Origin of the sequence: uncultured Granulicatella sp. (assembly GCF_938030755.1) — a bacterium.
Classification (GTDB): Bacteria; Bacillota; Bacilli; order Lactobacillales; family Aerococcaceae; genus Granulicatella.
In genome coordinates, this window is the sequence record NZ_CALHIF010000020.1 from 13371 (window position 1) to 31521 (window position 18151).

Annotated in this window: 16 protein-coding genes and 1 pseudogene; 16 read left to right on the top strand and 1 reads right to left on the bottom strand. The window is 40.1% G+C overall.

Annotation, left to right across the window (positions count from 1 at the left end):
- The first annotated feature begins 65 nt into the window (after nt 1-65).
- Together Q0594_RS02005 and Q0594_RS02010 are read left to right on the top strand one after the other, a co-directional pair.
- Nucleotides 66-827, top strand: a complete 762-nt coding sequence (locus tag Q0594_RS02005) for a prolyl oligopeptidase family serine peptidase (protein WP_298729368.1) — start codon at nt 66-68, stop codon at nt 825-827.
- Nucleotides 828-838: 11 nt separating this feature from the next.
- Nucleotides 839-1168, top strand: coding sequence for a metal-sulfur cluster assembly factor (locus Q0594_RS02010; RefSeq protein ID WP_048710843.1), 330 nt, complete (start codon nt 839-841; stop codon nt 1166-1168).
- 278 nt (nt 1169-1446) lie between these two features.
- Here the strand turns inward: Q0594_RS02010 and Q0594_RS02015 are convergent, their stop codons facing one another.
- Nucleotides 1447-1752: a dTDP-glucose 4,6-dehydratase gene (locus Q0594_RS02015; RefSeq protein WP_298729369.1), complete on the bottom strand. Its 306-nt coding sequence runs from the start codon at nt 1750-1752 to the stop codon at nt 1447-1449.
- Between the two features lie 134 nt (nt 1753-1886).
- Here Q0594_RS02015 and Q0594_RS02020 point away from each other — a divergent pair, with 134 nt between their 5' ends.
- The 14 genes and pseudogenes from Q0594_RS02020 to Q0594_RS02085 all read left to right on the top strand — a co-directional run bounded on the left by Q0594_RS02020 (nt 1887) and on the right by Q0594_RS02085 (nt 17920).
- Entirely contained in the window at nt 1887-3227 is a 1341-nt protein-coding gene (locus Q0594_RS02020; protein ID WP_298729370.1) for an MATE family efflux transporter, read from the top strand.
- 74 nt (nt 3228-3301) lie between these two features.
- A complete protein-coding gene (locus Q0594_RS02025; protein WP_298729371.1) occupies nt 3302-4966 on the top strand; it encodes a formate--tetrahydrofolate ligase in 1665 nt (554 codons plus the stop codon).
- 20 nt (nt 4967-4986) lie between these two features.
- Complete coding sequence (locus Q0594_RS02030; RefSeq protein ID WP_298729372.1) at nt 4987-6876, top strand: ABC-F family ATP-binding cassette domain-containing protein; 1890 nt, start codon at nt 4987-4989, stop codon at nt 6874-6876.
- A gap of 14 nt (nt 6877-6890) precedes the next feature.
- Nucleotides 6891-7838, top strand: a complete 948-nt coding sequence (locus tag Q0594_RS02035; RefSeq protein ID WP_298729373.1) for a thymidylate synthase — start codon at nt 6891-6893, stop codon at nt 7836-7838.
- Nucleotides 7839-7853: 15 nt separating this feature from the next.
- Complete coding sequence (locus Q0594_RS02040) at nt 7854-8351, top strand: dihydrofolate reductase (RefSeq protein ID WP_298729374.1); 498 nt, start codon at nt 7854-7856, stop codon at nt 8349-8351.
- Complete coding sequence (gene ung, locus Q0594_RS02045; RefSeq protein ID WP_298729375.1) at nt 8348-9001, top strand: uracil-DNA glycosylase; 654 nt, start codon at nt 8348-8350, stop codon at nt 8999-9001. The genes Q0594_RS02040 and ung overlap by 4 nt, the downstream gene beginning before the upstream one ends.
- Nucleotides 9002-9131: 130 nt before the next feature.
- Complete coding sequence (locus tag Q0594_RS02050; RefSeq protein WP_298729376.1) at nt 9132-9368, top strand: hypothetical protein; 237 nt, start codon at nt 9132-9134, stop codon at nt 9366-9368.
- Nucleotides 9369-9519: 151 nt separating this feature from the next.
- Nucleotides 9520-10578, top strand: coding sequence for a DNA polymerase IV (gene dinB / locus Q0594_RS02055; RefSeq protein WP_298729377.1), 1059 nt, complete (start codon nt 9520-9522; stop codon nt 10576-10578).
- Nucleotides 10579-10887: 309 nt separating this feature from the next.
- Entirely contained in the window at nt 10888-11994 is a 1107-nt protein-coding gene (gene pdhA / locus Q0594_RS02060; RefSeq protein ID WP_298729378.1) for a pyruvate dehydrogenase (acetyl-transferring) E1 component subunit alpha, read from the top strand.
- A 2-nt stretch (nt 11995-11996) separates the two neighbouring features.
- Nucleotides 11997-12974: an alpha-ketoacid dehydrogenase subunit beta gene (locus tag Q0594_RS02065; protein WP_298729379.1), complete on the top strand. Its 978-nt coding sequence runs from the start codon at nt 11997-11999 to the stop codon at nt 12972-12974.
- An 82-nt stretch (nt 12975-13056) separates the two neighbouring features.
- Nucleotides 13057-14343 carry a dihydrolipoamide acetyltransferase family protein gene (locus Q0594_RS02070; RefSeq protein WP_298729380.1) on the top strand — a complete coding sequence of 429 codons (1287 nt, stop codon included), beginning with the start codon at nt 13057-13059 and terminating at the stop codon, nt 14341-14343.
- 78 nt (nt 14344-14421) lie between these two features.
- Entirely contained in the window at nt 14422-15828 is a 1407-nt protein-coding gene (gene lpdA, locus Q0594_RS02075) for a dihydrolipoyl dehydrogenase (protein ID WP_298729381.1), read from the top strand.
- 274 nt (nt 15829-16102) lie between these two features.
- Nucleotides 16103-16870 (top strand): annotated as a pseudogene (locus tag Q0594_RS02080) (carbohydrate kinase family protein); the annotation flags it as partial.
- Nucleotides 16871-17005: 135 nt separating this feature from the next.
- Nucleotides 17006-17920 (top strand): pseudouridine-5'-phosphate glycosidase, encoded by a 915-nt coding sequence (locus Q0594_RS02085; RefSeq protein ID WP_298729382.1) that lies wholly within the window; start codon nt 17006-17008, stop codon nt 17918-17920.
- Nucleotides 17921-18151 lie beyond the last annotated feature (231 nt).

Here is an 18151-nt window from a genome sequence, read left to right on the forward strand (position 1 = left end):
TTTCCATCAAGTACAATATCTGTATAAGTTTACCATATTTTTGATTAAATAAGAAAGAGGAAGTTATGATTCAAATTGATTATCGTGAAGTAAATGGTGTTCCATATGCTGAAGTAGTGGATGCATCATTAAAAGACAAAGCAATCCCAATTGTTGTATTTTATCATGGTTGGACAGGTAGCAAAGACCGTGTGGTAACCATTGGAGTCGAACTAGCCAAGCGTGGAATGCGCGCGATTTTACCAGACCAACTCTTACACGGAGACCGTGGTGTGCATCTAATTGGCGGCGAAATCTGGGAAATTGTAGCCAATAATATTAAAGAACTTCCTATTATAAAAGAAGAAATGAGACAACGCGGGCTTTTAGACGAAGCGAAATTTGGTGTATCTGGTTTAAGTATGGGTGGTATTTCAACATACGCGTTGTTCAATCAATATCCCGATATTACAGCAGCAGCGAGTTTAATGGGGAATGCGGATCCTGCTCGTTTTGCTAAATGGACGATTTCATCGGTTTGGATGACAGGAGCTACACAGGAGCAATGTGACGCGCTAGAAGCAGAAATTGAAAAGAACAAAGCCTTCTTAGATGCAATGGCGCTTGCGAAACATCCGGAACGTATTAATGGACGTCCGTTATTCTTATGGCATGGAACTGCAGATGATAAAGTACCATATGAATTGAATAAAGAATTTTATGAAACCATTAAAGACGAACCATATGCGAAAAATGTAGAGTGGCATGAAACACCAGGTCAAGGGCATATTGTGCCACATCAAGTGTTTGAAGATGTTGCTGACTTTTTCCAAAGAGTATTTCAATAGGAGAGTAGAAGATGACAGAAGAAAATAAAAATGCTGCAGAAGTAATGCAAGAGAAGATTTTAGAAGCGTTAGAAACAGTAATTGACCCAGAGCTTGGAATTGATATTGTAAATCTTGGATTGATTTATCGAGTAGACTTGAATGAAGAAGGGCATTGCCAAGTGGATATGACGCTGACGACAATGGGTTGCCCGCTAGCGGATATTATTACAGATGAGATTCATCGTGCGTTAGCAGAGATTGAAGAAGTGAAAACTATTGATGTGAAATTAGTTTGGTATCCAGCATGGAGCCCAGATAGAATGTCACGTTATGCAAGAATTGCGTTGGGTATTAGATAAGACAAAATCCCCACAGATGTGGGGATTTTTTTGTGCAATAAAATAAATTCTGTCAGATAAATACGTATGGTGAAATTATCATATATGATAATTTTCGAGGTGCATTTAGGGGGGTGAGTTGGATGTAGTGGGGTAAGGCGGCTCACATCGCGCAGGGGTTTATTGACTTTCTTTTCATCGCTCGCGATTCAAGAAAGTCTAATAAACTTTGCGGGCGAAAGACTACGAAGCAGAAAAACCTCACACTGTGAGGTTTTTCTTGTCTTCTGTCTTTCTGCCTAGTCTTCTCCAGGTCTCATAGGTCTCTTGTACTTACTTTTTGATTCTTGTCGGATGATGGTATGTGGGGATTTGCGGCCCGCGTTTGAGTTTCGAAAGAGCATTTGCATTTTTTCATCGTCGAAGAGTTCTAAGTTTTGATCGACAAAGTGACTCGCATCTGCTTTCCAATCCGAATGATAGTAATTAAATAATTCGGCCATAGCGACAGTTTTGTCGGTGGCGCTCCCTTTAAATTCAGGGTCTGTTACATCGGTTAAGTATTGTTGCATTTTTGCAATTCTATTTTTATCAAAATCTGCCATAGGATTCGCCTCTTTTCAGTCCTATTTTAGCATAGAAGCTATTTTCTTAAAAGAAATTTTTTCAAACCCCTGTTCATTTAAGTTGGAATGTTTTATACTGTTACTTGCTAATTTTTTGAAGAGGAGGGTGTCTGATGGCTAAAGATATGACGAGTGGGAAACCACTAAAATTGATTTGGAATTTTACCATTCCACTGTTAATCGGAAATTTGTTCCAACAATTATACAATATGGCGGATACCTTTATCGTAGGTCGTACCATTGGTGTGCATGCGTTAGCTGCGGTTGGGTCTACTGGAAGTATTGTCTTTTTAATCATCGGGTTTGCGACAGGGTTAACGGCTGGTCTTGCGATTCCATTAGCGCAACGGTTTGGTGCCAAGGATTATAAGGGCGTTAAACATAACTTTTATGTTTCCATTTTAATTTCGATTGCTGTGGCGATTGTATTAACCGCATTGAGTATGATTTTCTGTCGACAGATTCTAGAAATCATGCAGACACCATCCGAGATTATTGATGGAGCTTATGATTATTTAATCGTCATCTTTGGCGGTATTTTCTCCTCAATGGCTTATAATTTACTATCGAATATTTTCCGATCAATTGGAGATGCGAAAACTCCTTTATATTTTCTAGTAATGGCGTGTGTGATGAATATTATTTTGGATATCGTCTTTATCGCTGCTTTTGGAATGGGAGTTGAGGGAGCAGGATATGCAACGGTTCTTTCTCAAATCTTCTCAGCTATTGCCTGCGTCGTTTATATTTGGAAGAAGATTCCAGTGTTGCGCTTAACGAAAGAGGATTTAGTAGCGACACAGAAAGATATTCGAGAACATTGTCGTATTTCATTTCCAATGGCTTTTCAAGCTTCGATTATTGCCATCGGAACGATTATGGTCCAAATCGCGTTAAATCAATTAGGACCGACTTCGGTTGCGGCACACACTGCAGCACAAAAGATTGATCAGTTAGCGATTCTTCCAATGATGTCATTTGGAGTTACCATGGCTACCTATTCTGCCCAAAACTATGGTGCGAAGAAATATGATCGTATTTGGCTGGGTGTTCGTGAATGTATCAAGTTATCGCTAACCTTTGCGATTGGAATTGGGATTATTTTAAATCTCTTTAGTCCACTTCTTATTCGCGCATTCGTTGGAGAAGGGCATGAAGAAGTCGTTGAATTAGGACGACTATTCTTCCTTACAAACGGGACAACATATAGTTTTCTTTCATTATTATTTATTTACCGTTATACCTTACAAGGGGTTGGAAAAACATTCACGCCGACCTTGGCTGGAATTATGGAACTTATCATGCGTTCTGTAGCAGCAGTGATTCTTTCCAATATATACGGATTTGTTGGAGCAACAGTTGCAAATCCAATGGCATGGTTTGGTTCGATGGTCCCACTCATGATTGCGTATTATGTCTTTAAAAATAATATTCAAAATGGAGCAGAGCAGTAGTATCAAGCTACTGTTCTTTTTTTGCTTCAAATTATGGTATAATAAAACGAATATACATACAGCGAGGTGACGTCATGAAAACAGATATTCAAATTGCACAAGAAAACCAAATGCAACCTATCACGGTGATTGCCGAAAAACTTCAATTGACTCCTGATGACATCGAACCATATGGAAAATACAAGGCAAAGATTGATAAAAATGAGTTTCATAATCCAGAGAAATTTGGAAAACTCATTTTAGTGACATCGATGAATCCGACTCCTGCTGGAGAAGGAAAGTCTACTGTAACAGTTGGGCTTGGGGACGCACTAAAAGCTATTGGGAAGAAAACAGTCATTGCACTTCGTGAACCATCTCTAGGACCAACTCTTGGACTCAAAGGGGGAGCTACAGGTGGCGGTTATGCACAAGTGGTTCCTATGGAAGAAATCAATTTGCATTTTACAGGAGATATGCATGCCTTAACGACGGCGACAAATTTGTTATCTGCCATTATCGATAATCATATTCACCAAGGAAATGAACTAGATATAGATGCTAACCGCATTGTGTGGAAACGAGCGCTCGATTTGAATGACCGTGCGTTACGCCAAATTGAAATTGGGCTAGGTGGTCCGATTAATGGAGTGCCTCGCAAAGACGGGTTTGATATTACCGTCGCAACGGAAATGATGGCGGTACTTTGCTTGGCGAGTGATTTAAGCGACTTGCAACGACGCGTTTCAAACATTCTCGTGGCGTATACCCAATCAGGCGAACCCGTTACTGTGTTTGATTTAGGTGCGGAGGGAGCAATTACTGCATTACTCAAAGAGGCGATGAAGCCTAACCTTGTGCAGACATTGGAACATACACCGGCCATTGTTCATGGGGGGCCATTTGCTAATATCGCACACGGCTGTAATAGTGTGGTGGCGACGAGAATGGCATTGACACTTGCAGATTATGTAGTGACCGAAGCGGGGTTCGGGGCTGACCTTGGTGCGCAGAAATTCCTCGATATTAAAGTTCCTGTTCTTGGAAAAAATCCAGATGCAGTTGTACTTGTAGCGACCATTCGTTCGACGAAAATGCATGGTGGTGTTTCGCTCGATGAACTCGCAATTGGTGAAAATCTCGAGGCGATTCGTGAAGGTTTCAAAAATGTACGAAAACATATTGAAAACTTACAAACTTATGGTTTACCAATCGTTGTAGCCTTAAATGAATTTTTAACAGATACAAAAGATGAACAAGTCCTCTTTATGGAATTATGCCATGAGATGGGTGTGGATTGTGTTCTTACGAGTGTGTGGGAACATGGAAGTCAAGGCGGGTTGGCGCTAGCAGAGAAAGTGGTCCATTTATGTGATACGGAATTGACTTTCCAAGCAACGTATGATATGAATGCGACGATTCGTGAAAAAGTTGAAACTATTGCCAAGAACATTTATGGTGCTACAAATATTCATTATTCAGACGAAGCACTTACACAATTGAAGGAATTCGAAAAACAGGGATGGAACCATCTGAATGTGTGTATTGCCAAAACGCCATACTCATTCTCAGATAATGCGAAATTAAAAGGACGACCAACAGATTTCGATATTACGATTCGTTATTTCGTCCCTAAACTCGGTGCTGGATTTATTGTAGCGTTAACGGGAACAGTTTTAACAATGCCGGGACTTCCTAAAATTCCAGCAGCACTTGGAATTAGTGTTGATGACAATGGGAAAATTCAAGGGTTATATTAAGAGACTTGAAAGGAGTTTGCATGAAAGATTTTAGAGTCGATCATTTGAAAAAATCTTATGGTGCGAAATCATTATTAGAAGACGTGTCCTTTATTATTAACGAAGGAGAACACGTAGGCTTAATCGGTCAAAATGGGACTGGTAAGAGTACATTATTATCTATTCTTGCAGGAGTTGATTTTGCAGAATCGGGCGATATTACAACGTCTAACGATTTCAGAATTGGATACTTATCTCAGCAACCAGAATTAGAGGACGAAGATACGATTTTTGAAGCTTTATATAAAGGCGACCACCCAACGTTAAAAGTCGTTCATGACTTTGAAGAAGTGGTGGAACAATTACGAGAAAATCCAACGTCGGAAAGTCTTGCGAAACGATACAGCGCCTTAGAACAAAAGATGAATGAAATCGATGGATGGCAAGTGGAAGTTCAAATCAAGACGATTCTTCAAAAGATGGGATTAACGGATATCCAGAAAAAAGTGGGCACACTCTCTGGTGGTCAGAAGAAGCGTGTGGGTCTTGCAAAAGTATTGATGGAAGAACCGGACTTATTATTGCTCGATGAACCAACAAACCACTTAGACTTAGAAGCCATCGAATGGTTAGAAGGGTATTTAGCCAATTATAAAGGTGCGATGATGCTCGTTACTCATGACCGTTATTTCTTAGAACGTGCGGTAACGCATATGTTTGAACTCGTGAACGGTAGAATCGAAGCGTACGAAGGAAATTACGAGTCGTACTTAGAGCAACGAAGTCAACGAGAACAAATTGCTGCACGCATGTCGCAGAAACAAAAACGGTTATACTTAAGTGAATTAGAATGGATGCGTCAAGGAGCACAGGCTCGTTCAACAAAGCAACAAGCCCGTATTCATCGTTTTGAAGCATTAGAAAAAGATGTGAAGCAAACGACTTCTCAAGAGAAGCTAGTGATGGAGTTTGACCAAGCTCGTATTGGAAAACGCGTTTTTCAACTGGAAGATGCCTCTCTTTCGATTAATGGGCAATCTATCGTGAAGAATCTGGATTGGATTATTCAAAGTCAAGCACGCATCGGTATTGCTGGGGTGAATGGCGTTGGGAAATCAACCTTCTTAAATGCCATTGCCGGACAGATACCATTTGATAGTGGTCAATTTGTTGTCGGTGAGACCGTTCGAATCGCGTACTATAAACAACAAGATGAAGATATTCCAATGGATAAACAGCTGATCCAATATTTACGAGAAGAAGCGGAAGAAATCAAACGTAAAAATGGAGAAGTAGCATCCGTTTCAGAATTACTCGAAACTTTCTTATTCCCAAGACATTTACATGGAGCGTATATCCATACATTGTCTGGTGGAGAGAGAAGACGACTCTACTTACTTCGCTTATTAATGACAAAACCAAATGTGTTATTATTAGACGAACCAACGAACGATTTGGATATCGATACATTAACCGTACTCGAAGATTTCTTAGAGTCGTTTAATGGAGCAGTTCTTATCGTATCCCATGACCGTTACTTCTTAGATAAGACGGTCGACCAATTATTTGTCATCCGAGGCGAAGGGCAAACAGAACTATTCTACGGATCGATGAGTGAGTATTTAGAACAAGAAAAATCACTAGCAAAAGTTGCGGTGGAAACTCCTAAGGCAGAAGCGCCAAAAGTGGAGGTGCCAAAAGCAGCTTCGGCTAAGAAGATGACGTATCAAGAGAAGAAAGAATGGGAGACGATAGAAGCGACCATTCAAGAACTCGAAGAGAAACTAGAATTCTTGCAAGAGGAAATGAGTGTCCATGCACAAGATTTTGCCAAACTACAAGAATTACAAGAGGAATTAGACAAGACGGAAGAAGCAGCAAGTGCGGCTTACGAACGTTGGGAATATTTAGCAGAGCTAGCAGGGAATTAAAGAAAGGAACCGATATGACGAAACAATATAAAGATTTACTAAGAAAGATTTTAGAAGAAGGAACAACAAAAACAGACCGTACTGGGACAGGTACAAAGAGTGTGTTCGGATACCAAATGCGTTTTGATTTGCAAAAAGGATTTCCACTTTTAACAACAAAACGTGTGGCGTTCGGTTTAATTAAGAGCGAGTTGCTATGGTTCTTACACGGAGATACTAATATCAAATATTTATTAGAACATAACAACCACATTTGGGATGAATGGGCGTTTGAGCGTTATGTTTCTTCTCCAAAATACACTGGTCCAGATATGACAGACTTTGGACGTCGCTGCTTACAAGACGAAGCGTTTAACGAAGTATACCAAGAAGTGAAGAAAGACTTCTGTGAGAAAATTTTAACGGATGATGCGTTTGCGGCTGAATTCGGGGAACTTGGTAATATTTACGGTTCACAATGGCGTCACTGGAAAACTACAAAGGGTGAAACGATTGACCAAATCGCAGACTTACTCAACTTATTGAAGAATTCTCCAGATTCACGTCGTATGATTGTTTCAGCATGGAATCCAGAAGATGTGCCTAGCATGGCGCTTCCTCCATGTCACACAATGTTCCAATTCTATGTGGCTGACGGTAAATTAAGCTGCCAATTATACCAACGTAGTGCAGATGTGTTCTTAGGAGTGCCTTTCAATATCGCAAGTTACGCATTATTAACTCACTTAATCGCAAACGAAGTAGGATTAGAAGTCGGTGAATTCGTTCATACATTAGGCGATGCTCATATTTACTTAAACCATATGGAACAAGTAGAAACACAATTAGCGCGCGAAGAAAGAGAATTACCAACACTTGTATTAAAACATCCTGAAAAATCAATGTTTGAGATCGATGTTGATGATGTGATTGTAGAAGGATACAATCCGCATCCAACGATTAAAGCACCGATTGCCGTGTAATGGTGGAGGAGACAGATGTTAATTTATATTTGGGCTCAAGATGAACAAGGACTTGTTGGAAAAGACAACAAGCTTCCTTGGCGATTGCCGAATGATTTGAAATTCTTTAAAGAAGTAACGATGGGACAAACCATTCTCATGGGACGTAAAACGTTCGAAGGGATGGGGAGTCGCTTGCTTCCAGGACGTCGAACTATTCTTTTAACAAGAAGTGACGATTATGAAGTGCCAGGGGCTGAAGTCGTGACAGATGTAAAAGAAATTATTGAAGATGCCAAACACGAGGATATTTATGTGTGTGGCGGTGCCGAAGTCTACCGTCTTCTAAAAGACTATGTAGAACTGCTATATTGCACACGAATCCATCATACATTTGAAGGGGATACGTATTTTCCAACTGATTTTCCGTGGGACGATTTTATCAAGGTGAAATCTCACGAAGGAGAAGTGGACGAGAAAAATATCTATCCACATACGTTTGAAATCTACGAGAGAAAAGAGGAAACTCTATGACAACATGGCATGATGTCATTGGTGGGGAGAAGGAAAAAGAGTATTTCCATGCAGTACGTTCATTTGAACAGAGCGAGCGAAATCATCATAAAGTGTTTCCAGCTGCAGAAAATGTCTTCAAAGCACTTGAACTCACACCGTTTGATAACGTGAAAGTGGTGATTCTTGGACAAGATCCTTATCATGGTGACGGCCAAGCACATGGCCTTAGCTTTTCGGTACAAAAAGGAATCGCCTTGCCACCATCATTACTGAATATTTATAAGGAACTTGAAAGTGACTTAGGTATTCCAGTTGCAAAAAGTGGGGATTTAACCGCTTGGGCAAAGCAAGGCGTATTGCTTTTGAACACAGTATTGACGGTTCGTGCACACGAGGCGAATAGCCATCGTGGTCAAGGGTGGGAAACTTTTACCGATGCTGTTATTTCTTCTCTAAATCAAAGTGACCATCCAATTGTATTTGTATTGTGGGGGAAACCAGCACAATCGAAAGAAAAGCTGATTACCAATCCGAATCATTTGATTTTAAAGGCGCCACATCCAAGTCCATTATCCTCATACCGCGGATTTTTTGGAAGTAAGCCATTTAGTCAAATTAATAAATTTCTACAAGAAACAGGTCAAACGCCGATTGATTGGAGACTCTAATTGATTCAAAATTTATAAGACCATGAAATTTATATCTCTTTAGAATAAAAGCTTTCTATAGGATTGAATTGTCGAAAGAATAAGGATGCTATATAATTAGAAAAAAGAAGTGAGAAATAGGAGGATGAAAATGAAATTTAAAAGTAAATTATTTTATATTGCTTCATTTATTTTATCTTTTTTAGGATTTTATCTAAGGAATGCTGTTGTTGAAGCTGCTGGAGTCCAATATGAATTCTCAGTTAGTGAGTTCATTACGAAGAAGGAATCACTAGAATTAGTAATGACCGGATTGAGCGGAAGCGATATTATCACATCATTGGGATTGGTTGTACGGTTCTATGTATTGGTTTCATCATCTATGTGAAAATCCAAGAAAAGAATAATAAAAATAAATAGATATTCTGAAAGCTAAATGATATGGTTTAGCTTTTTTTGTTCTTTGATGAGCGTTCCTTTTTGAATTTTTTTATATGAACGATAAAATAAGAACAGATGTCCGAAATGGAGAAGGATAGATGCGAAAAATTTTACATGTGGATATGGATGCGTTTTTCGCATCGGTGGAACAAAGGGACCATCCTGAATGGAGAGGGAAGCCTGTGATAGTAGGTGGAAAACCAAACCAAAGAGGGGTTGTGTCTACTTGCTCCTATGAGGCGAGGGCTTTTGGGGTCCGTTCTGCGATGCCGACTGCAAAAGCGATGAAACTCTGCCCGCAAGCAATCCTCACGCCTGGGCGATATGAGTTGTATAAAGAAGTTTCTGCTCAGGTGCATGAAGTCTTTCGAACTTACACGGATTTAATCGAACCACTCTCGATTGATGAAGCCTATTTAGACGTCACCGATAATAAGAAAGAGATGACATCTGCGACCATGATTGCTCACGCGATTCAAATGGATGTCTATGAGAAAGTCGGACTTACTTGTTCTGTCGGGGTGTCCTTTAATAAGTTTCTTGCGAAAATGGCATCAGGGTATCATAAGCCTTCCGGAGTGACAGTTATTACACCAGAAAATGCGAAAGAGTTTATTCGAACGATTCCTATTGAAGATTTCTACGGCGTCGGAAAAGTGAGCGCTGAGAAATTGAAACAAGCGGGCATTTTAACGGGGGAGGATCTTTTTTTATTATCTAAAGAAGAACTCGAAAAAAAATTTGGGAAACTTGGCCCACGATTGTATTTGCAAGTACGTGGGGAGTCTAATGACCAACTAACGCTTCACAGGGAACGAAAATCGATTGGAACCGAACGAACGTTAATAAAAGATACAACCGACCAGGGAATTTTAACCGGATACTTGGAGGAGTTTGCGGAAGAATTAGAACAGTTGTTGAAGAAGAGAAGTCTTGCTGCAAGAACCGTCACGCTGAAGTTAAGAGATTCGGAATTTAATACAATGACGAAGAGTGTTACATTACGTGATTATTTGAATAAGAAAAATGAAATCTATTCAATCGGACTGCAACTGTTTGAAGAAATGATGGAAGAACGCCCGATAAGGCTGATAGGACTTACAGTTTCGCATCTTGAAAATACTAATAGACTCTATAAACAATTAAAACTGTTTTAAAATAATAGTACAGTTTCCGCGTGAGTATTAGTACAGTTTGATTGTGAAAATAAACAGTTTCGTTACTGAAAATAAATGAAAACAGAAAAACGATTGAACAAATAAGAATAAAAAAAAGACTTTATAAAGCGTAACAAAATAGAACTTTATTCACAAAGTTAACAGAAACGCTCTATAAAGTCTTCTTTGCTTGCATAATTCACAAAAGTTTGTTAAATTATTATACGATAGCAGAGGGAATAGTACAGTTTTAACTACCTGTTTTGTCTGTGAAGCACAATTTTTTATAGAAAAGGGGAAAAAAGAAGTATGGCAACGAAGAAAAAATTCAATCTCGATGCACTTTTCACACCAAATAACACGAACTTTGAAATGGTTCAAGTGTTAGACGCAGAAGGAAAAGTTGTAAATCCTGACTTAGTACCAGATTTATCTGACGACGAATTAGTTGAATTAATGACAGATATGGTATGGTCTCGTATTTTACACGAACGTTCAACTGCATTAAACCGTCAAGGACGTTTAGGTTTCTACGCTCCAACAGCTGGACAAGAAGCTTCACAATTAGCTTCAATTAAAGCTATTGAAAAAGAAGACGTTCTTTTACCTGGTTACCGTGATGTACCTCAATTAGTAAAACACGGTTTGCCATTATCACAAGCATTTTTATGGTCTCGTGGACATGTTGCAGGTAACATGTACCCAGAATCATTAAAAGCTTTACCACCACAAATCATTATCGGTGCACAATATGTTCAAGCAGCAGGTGTTGCGTTAGGTCTTAAAAAACGTGGTAAGAAAAATGTTGCAGTGACTTATACTGGTGATGGAGGATCTTCACAAGGGGACTTCTATGAAGGTATTAACTACGCTGGTGCATACCATGCACCTGCAGTATTCTTCATTCAAAACAATGGTTGGGCTATTTCAACTCCCCGTGAGTTACAAACAGCTGCTCCAACATTAGCTCAAAAAGCAGTTGCTGCTGGTATCCCTGGTATCCAAGTGGATGGTATGGACCCATTAGCAGTTTATGCTGTAACTAAAAAAGCTCGTGAATACGCAGTTGCTGGAAACGGTCCTGTGTTAATCGAAACAATCTGCTTCCGTTATGGTCCTCATACATTATCAGGTGACGACCCTACTCGTTACCAACCAGAAGGAATTCAAGATGAATGGGCTAAGAAAGATCCATTAATTCGTTTCCGTAACTACCTAACAGCTAAAGGCTTATGGTCAGAAGAAAAAGAAAACGAAGTAATCGAAGCAACTAAAGAAGAAATCAAAGAAGCAATTAAAGAGGCTGACAAACAACCTAAACAAAAAGTTTCATTCTTCTTAGAAACAATGTTTGAAGAACCAACAAACGTTATTAAAGAACAAATCGAACACTTTAAAGCAAAGGAGAATAAATAATTATGGCACAAATGACAATGATTCAAGCCATCACTGATGCATTGGCTGTTGAATTAAAACGTGATGAAAATGTCCTAATTTTCGGGGAAGACGTTGGTAAAAACGGTGGGGTTTTCCGTGCAACCCAAGGGCTTCAAGATGAATTCGGTGAAGACCGCGTGTTCAACACTCCTTTAGCAGAATCTGGTATCGGTGGTTTAGCAATCGGTTTAGCTTTAGAAGGTTACCGTCCAGTTCCTGAAATCCAATTCTTCGGATTCGTATTCGAAGTAATGGATAGCGTGGTAGCTCAAGCAGCTCGTACACGTTACCGTATGGGTGGAACTCGTAACATGCCAATCGTATTCCGTTCACCATTTGGTGGTGGGGTACACACACCTGAATTGCACTCAGATAACTTAGAAGGTTTAGTAGCTCAATCTCCAGGTTTGAAAGTGGTTATCCCTTCAAACCCATACGATGCAAAAGGATTATTAATTTCAGCTATTCGTGACAACGATCCAGTTGTTTACTTAGAACACATGAAATTATACCGTTCATTCCGTGAAGAAGTTCCAGAAGGAGAATACACAGTTCCTCTAGGAGTAGCTTCAGTAACACGTGAAGGTAAAGACATATCTGTAATTACTTACGGTGCAATGGTTCGTGAAGCTGTTAAAGCTGCTGAAAACTTAGAAAAAGAAGGAATCTCAGTAGAAGTTATCGACTTACGTACTGTTTCTCCATTAGACTTAGACACAATCTTAGCATCAGTTGAAAAAACTGGTCGCGTAGTTGTTGTTCAAGAAGCACAACGTCAAGCTGGTATCGGCGCAATGGTAATGTCTGAAATTTCTGAACGCGCAATCTTAAGTTTAGAAGCTCCAATCGGACGTGTTGCAGCTCCAGACACAATCTTCCCATTTGGTCAAGCAGAAAACGACTGGTTACCAAATGCTAGCGACATTGAAGCTAAAGTTCGCGAAACAGTGAACTTCTAATTCAACAATTCTCATTCTAAAGAGCCTCTCGCATGAGTGTGCTCTTTAGAGTTTTATTAAAATTAAGAAGGGATGTACAAGCATGGCTTTCCAATTTAAAATGCCTGATATCGGTGAAGGTATCGCAGAAGGCGAAATCGTAAAAATCGACATTAAAGTCGGAGATACAATTCAAGAAGATGATATTTTATTCGAAGTACAAAACGACAAATCTGTAGAATCTATTCCTTCTCCAGTATCTGGAACTGTTACAGCAGTTTTAGTATCTGAAGGAACAGTAGCTCACGTTGGTGATGTAATCGTTGAAATCGCAACAGAAGGCGGTTCTCACGCACCTGCAGCAGCAGCTCCAGCGGCACCTGCAGCACCTGCAGTAGCTCCAGCGGCACCTGCAGCTCCAACTGGAGTTCCAGCAGCAAGCAACCCTGGTAAATTAGTATTAGCAATGCCTTCAGTTCGTCAATATGCACGTGAAAAAGGTGTTGATATTACAGCAGTAGTTCCAACTGGTAAAGGTGGACGCGTAACTCGTGAAGACATCGATAACTTCGGTGGCGCACCAGTAGCAGCCCCTGCAGCAGCTCCAGCTCCAGTAGCAGCACCAGCTCAAGCATCTGCACCAGCAGCGGCTCCAGCTCCAGCTAAACCATTCGTTGGATCAGCAGAACGTGAAGAACGCGTTAAATTAACTCCAATGCGTAAAGCAATTTCTAAAGCAATGGTTAACAGCAAACATACTGCACCACACGTTACATTACATGACCAAGTTGAAGTTTCTAAACTTTGGGATCACCGTAAGAAATTCAAAGATGTTGCAGCTGCACAAGGTACTAAATTAACATTCTTACCTTACGTTGTTAAAGCTTTAGCAGTAGCAATGAAGAAATTCCCAGTATTGAATGCTTCTATTGACGATGCATCTCAAGAAATTGTATACAAAAACTACATCAACATCGGTATCGCTACAGATACAGATTTAGGTTTATTCGTTCCAAATATCAAAGATGCGAATGCTAAGAGCATGTTCGCTATCGCAGATGAAATTAACGCATTAGCTGCAAAAGCTCATGAAGGTAAATTAACTGCAGGCGATATGGGACAAGGAACAATTACAATTTCTAACATCGGTTCAGTAGGTGGCGGTTGGTTCACTCCAGTTATCAACTACCCTGAAGTTGCGATTTTAGGTGTTGGTACAATCGTTCGCGAACCAGTTATTAACGAAAACGATGAAATCGTAATCGGACGTAACATGAAATTATCATTAAGCTTTGACCACCGTATCGTGGATGGAGCAACTGCTCAAAAAGCTATGAACGAATTGAAACGTCTATTGAATGATCCAGAATTATTATTAATGGAAGCTTAATTCATTAAACTGATAGGAACGGCGTAGACACGTGTTTACGTCGGTTCCTTATTTGAAAACTTTTAAGAGGTGAAAAAAATGGTAGTAGGCGATTTCGCTATTGAACTAGATACAGTCGTAATCGGTGCCGGCCCTGGTGGATATGTTGCAGCTATTCGTGCAGCTCAAGAAGGTCAAAAAGTTGCGATTATCGAGAAAGAATATTTTGGTGGTGTCTGCTTAAACGTTGGATGTATTCCATCTAAAGCGTTAATTTCAGCTGGACATCATTACCAAGAAGCACAACACTCAGAAGTATTTGGTGTGACTGCTAAAGAAGTTGTTTTAGACTTCGCTAAAACTCAAGAATGGAAAGATAACCAAGTTGTTAAGAAATTAACTGCTGGTGTTGAGTACTTATTAAAGAAAAACAAAGTTGAAATTATTAAAGGGGAAGCGTTCTTAGTGGATGAGCACACTTTACGTGTTGTTACTGAAGACAGCGCTCAAACTTATTCTTTCAACCATGCTATCGTAGCTACAGGTAGCCGTCCAATCGAAATCAAAGGTTTCAAATTTGGCGGACGCGTTATCGATTCAACTGGTGGTTTAGGTCTTAAAGAAGTTCCTAAAAAATTAGTTGTTATCGGTGGTGGGGTTATCGGTTCAGAACTAGGGTCAGCATACGCTAACTTAGGTTCAGAAGTGACAATCCTTGAAGGTGCCCCAAGCATCCTTTCAATGTTTGATAAAGACATGGTTAAACTTGTTGAAGATAACATGGCTAAAAAAGGTGTTACTATCGTAACTAACGCAATGGCTAAAGAAGCTGTTGACAATGGTGACAGCGTAACTGTTAAGTACACAGTAGACGGCAAAGAAGAAGCTGTTGAAGCTGACTACGTAATGGTTGCTGTAGGTCGCCGCCCTAACACAGACGAAATTGGTTTAGATGTTGCTGGTGTTGAAATGACTGACCGTGGTTTAGTTAAAGTTGACAACCAAGGACGTACAAACGTTAAATCAATCTTCGCAATCGGTGATATCGTTCCTGGACCAGCTCTTGCTCACAAAGCAAGCTACGAAGGAAAAGTTGCTGCAGAAGCAATCTCAGGTAAACCAGTGGCTGTTGACTACCGTGCAATGCCATCTGTTGCTTTCACTGATCCAGAACTTGCTTCAGTTGGTTACACTCAACAACAAGCTAAAGATGCTGGTTTACAAGTAAAAGCTTCTAAATTCCCATTAGCAGGAAATGGTCGTGCATTATCATTGAACGCTACTGAAGGTTTCGTTCGTTTAATCACTACTAAAGAAGATAATGTAATCGTTGGTGCACAAGTTGCCGGCGTGAACGCTTCAGATATTATTGCTGAATTAGGTTTAGCAGTTGAAGCTGGAATGAATGCGGAAGATATCGCATTAACAATCCACTCACATCCATCATTATCAGAAGTAGTTATGGATACTGCTGAATTAGCATTAGGTATGCCAATTCACGTATAATTCTAAAGAATACGACAGAGGACTCGAGTTTTCGAGTCCTTTTTTTGTTTCGCTAAATACGAACGATTAATGCGAACAACTTTGAAATATCTATGTCTTTCTTCGGAATAGCTTGATTGGAGTAGGGGTTATCGCGTATAATGAAGCGTATAAGACCGAATGAAGGAAAGGCTTCATCAACCTCCATTCATCGAACCTTTTTGTATACGAAGGGGGATGTTTCATGTCAGAAGAGAAGAATTTTAAAGATTCCTATGTACTTTGTATCGGCGGAATGAACGTGGATAAGAAAGTCCAATTGCTCGAAAATCTCGTGCTTGAGACGAGTAATCCAGTGGTCTCGTCGCTGAGTGCCGGTGGTGTTTCAAGAAACATTGCCGAAAATCTTGGTCGTCTGGGGCTGCCCGTTAAGATGTTATCGGTAGCAGGCGATGACGAAAGTTTTACTTGGCTTGAAAAGGAGACTGAAGGCATTATCGATTTTTCACTTGTAGACCGATTAAAAGGAAAAACAACTTCGAATTATACAGCGATTTTGGACCTTCAAGGAGATATGTGTCTGGCTTTATCTGATATGTCTATCTGTGAGGAAATGACGCCTGAGTGGCTTTCTTCGCATGAAAAAGCGGTGAAAGATGCAGCGTTAGTCATTGCGGATTTAAATCTTCCACAAGAAACATTAGAAGCGCTAATACAGCTAACGAGTCAAGAGAAGATTCCACTGGCCATTATTCCAGTGAGTGGACCGAAGATGAAACGAATCCCTGACAATTTACAAGGAGTGACTTGGATTGTCGTCAATGCGGATGAGTCCAAAACGAGGTACGGAGAACATACGCTAGCTGAATTAGCTGCTTTATGGCAAAAAGACGGCGTAGAAAATATTGTGATTACTAAAGGAACGAAATGTGGTGTCTTTGCAGATGCTACAGGAGTCGTAAAGACTTTTACGCCAATAAAAGCAGAGCATGTCTGTGATGTGACAGGAGCAGGAGATTCCTTTTCTTCTGGAGTGCTCTATGGAGCTCTTATGGGGGCAAGCTTGGAAGAGTCGATTGGGTATGGATTAACAAATTCGTACTATACAGTTCAAGCTATTGAAACCGTTCGAAAAGACTTAAACGCTAAGTCATTTGAAAAAGAATATCAACAATTAATTAAAGGAAAGAGGTTTATCATGAATCCATTATTATCAATCAGCAAGGAAGTACAACACGCATTAGACAACAACCTACCAGTCGTAGCGTTAGAATCAACGATCATTTCACACGGAATGCCATATCCACAAAACGTTGAAATGGCTAAAACGGTAGAACAGATTATCCGCGATAATGGGGCTGTTCCAGCAACAATCGCTATCATGGATGGAAAATACAAAATTGGTTTAGAGGAAGCTGACCTAGAACGTTTAGCTAAAGAGAAACCAGTCGCAAAAGTATCTCGCCGTGACTTAGCTGAAACATTTGCAAAAGGTGTGCTCGGAGCAACTACTGTAGCAACAACTATGATTGGTGCGCACTTAGCAGGTATCAAAGTATTCGTAACAGGCGGTATCGGTGGGGTTCACCGTGGCGTTGAAGAAACAATGGATATCTCAGCAGACTTAGATGAATTAGGACAAACTCCAGTCACAGTTGTCTGCGCTGGTGCAAAAGCGATTCTTGATTTACCACGTACTCTTGAATATTTAGAAACAAAAGGGGTTCCAGTTGTAGGTTATCAAACAGACTACTTACCAGCATTCTACACACGTACTTCTGAGTACAAATTAAACAGCCGTGTAGACTCAGCAAAAGAAGTAGCGGAAATGATTCGTTACTCTGAATTACTTGGTCTTAAAGGTGGTATCTTAGTTACAAACCCAATTCCAGCTGAACACGAAATTCCACATGAAAAAATTGATGCGATTATCGATCAAGCGGTTCGTGAAGCAGACGAAAAAGGTGTTCACGGTAAAGATAGCACACCATTCTTATTAGCAAAAATCGTTGAGTTAACAGGCGGAGAAAGCTTGAAGACGAACATCCAGCTTGTTTACAATAACGCGAAACTTGGTGCGCAAATTGCAAAAGAATACCAAGAAGGAAAATAATTCAGTACTTAAAAGTACTCTTATGGATTACTCTGTATCCTTACGGATATCTTCATATTAGCGATAACGGGGCAGCGGTTCGAGCCCGAGGTCTCTCACCTTTAAAGTCTCAAAGAGGGCGTATGGATTCAAAATCCTACGCCCTCTTAGCGCAGTGGTTGAATGGAATGAGTTTCGCTGTAAACAGCTATCTCATTCCTATTCAACTTTGTGGGGGAAAGAAAACGAAAT

Excerpts from the sequence above, each read along its gene's own strand:
- Q0594_RS02005 (WP_298729368.1), top strand. The coding sequence starts at position 66 with ATGATTCAAATTGATTATCGTGAAGTAAATGGTGTTCCATATGCTGAA.
- Q0594_RS02010 (WP_048710843.1), top strand. The coding sequence starts at position 839 with ATGACAGAAGAAAATAAAAATGCTGCAGAAGTAATGCAAGAGAAGATT.
- Q0594_RS02015 (WP_298729369.1), bottom strand. The coding sequence starts at position 1,752 with ATGGCAGATTTTGATAAAAATAGAATTGCAAAAATGCAACAATACTTA.
- Q0594_RS02020 (WP_298729370.1), top strand. The coding sequence starts at position 1,887 with ATGGCTAAAGATATGACGAGTGGGAAACCACTAAAATTGATTTGGAAT.
- Q0594_RS02025 (WP_298729371.1), top strand. The coding sequence starts at position 3,302 with ATGAAAACAGATATTCAAATTGCACAAGAAAACCAAATGCAACCTATC.
- Q0594_RS02030 (WP_298729372.1), top strand. The coding sequence starts at position 4,987 with ATGAAAGATTTTAGAGTCGATCATTTGAAAAAATCTTATGGTGCGAAA.
- Q0594_RS02035 (WP_298729373.1), top strand. The coding sequence starts at position 6,891 with ATGACGAAACAATATAAAGATTTACTAAGAAAGATTTTAGAAGAAGGA.
- Q0594_RS02040 (WP_298729374.1), top strand. The coding sequence starts at position 7,854 with ATGTTAATTTATATTTGGGCTCAAGATGAACAAGGACTTGTTGGAAAA.
- ung (WP_298729375.1), top strand. The coding sequence starts at position 8,348 with ATGACAACATGGCATGATGTCATTGGTGGGGAGAAGGAAAAAGAGTAT.
- Q0594_RS02050 (WP_298729376.1), top strand. The coding sequence starts at position 9,132 with ATGAAATTTAAAAGTAAATTATTTTATATTGCTTCATTTATTTTATCT.
- dinB (WP_298729377.1), top strand. The coding sequence starts at position 9,520 with ATGCGAAAAATTTTACATGTGGATATGGATGCGTTTTTCGCATCGGTG.
- pdhA (WP_298729378.1), top strand. The coding sequence starts at position 10,888 with ATGGCAACGAAGAAAAAATTCAATCTCGATGCACTTTTCACACCAAAT.
- Q0594_RS02065 (WP_298729379.1), top strand. The coding sequence starts at position 11,997 with ATGGCACAAATGACAATGATTCAAGCCATCACTGATGCATTGGCTGTT.
- Q0594_RS02070 (WP_298729380.1), top strand. The coding sequence starts at position 13,057 with ATGGCTTTCCAATTTAAAATGCCTGATATCGGTGAAGGTATCGCAGAA.
- lpdA (WP_298729381.1), top strand. The coding sequence starts at position 14,422 with ATGGTAGTAGGCGATTTCGCTATTGAACTAGATACAGTCGTAATCGGT.
- Q0594_RS02085 (WP_298729382.1), top strand. The coding sequence starts at position 17,006 with ATGAATCCATTATTATCAATCAGCAAGGAAGTACAACACGCATTAGAC.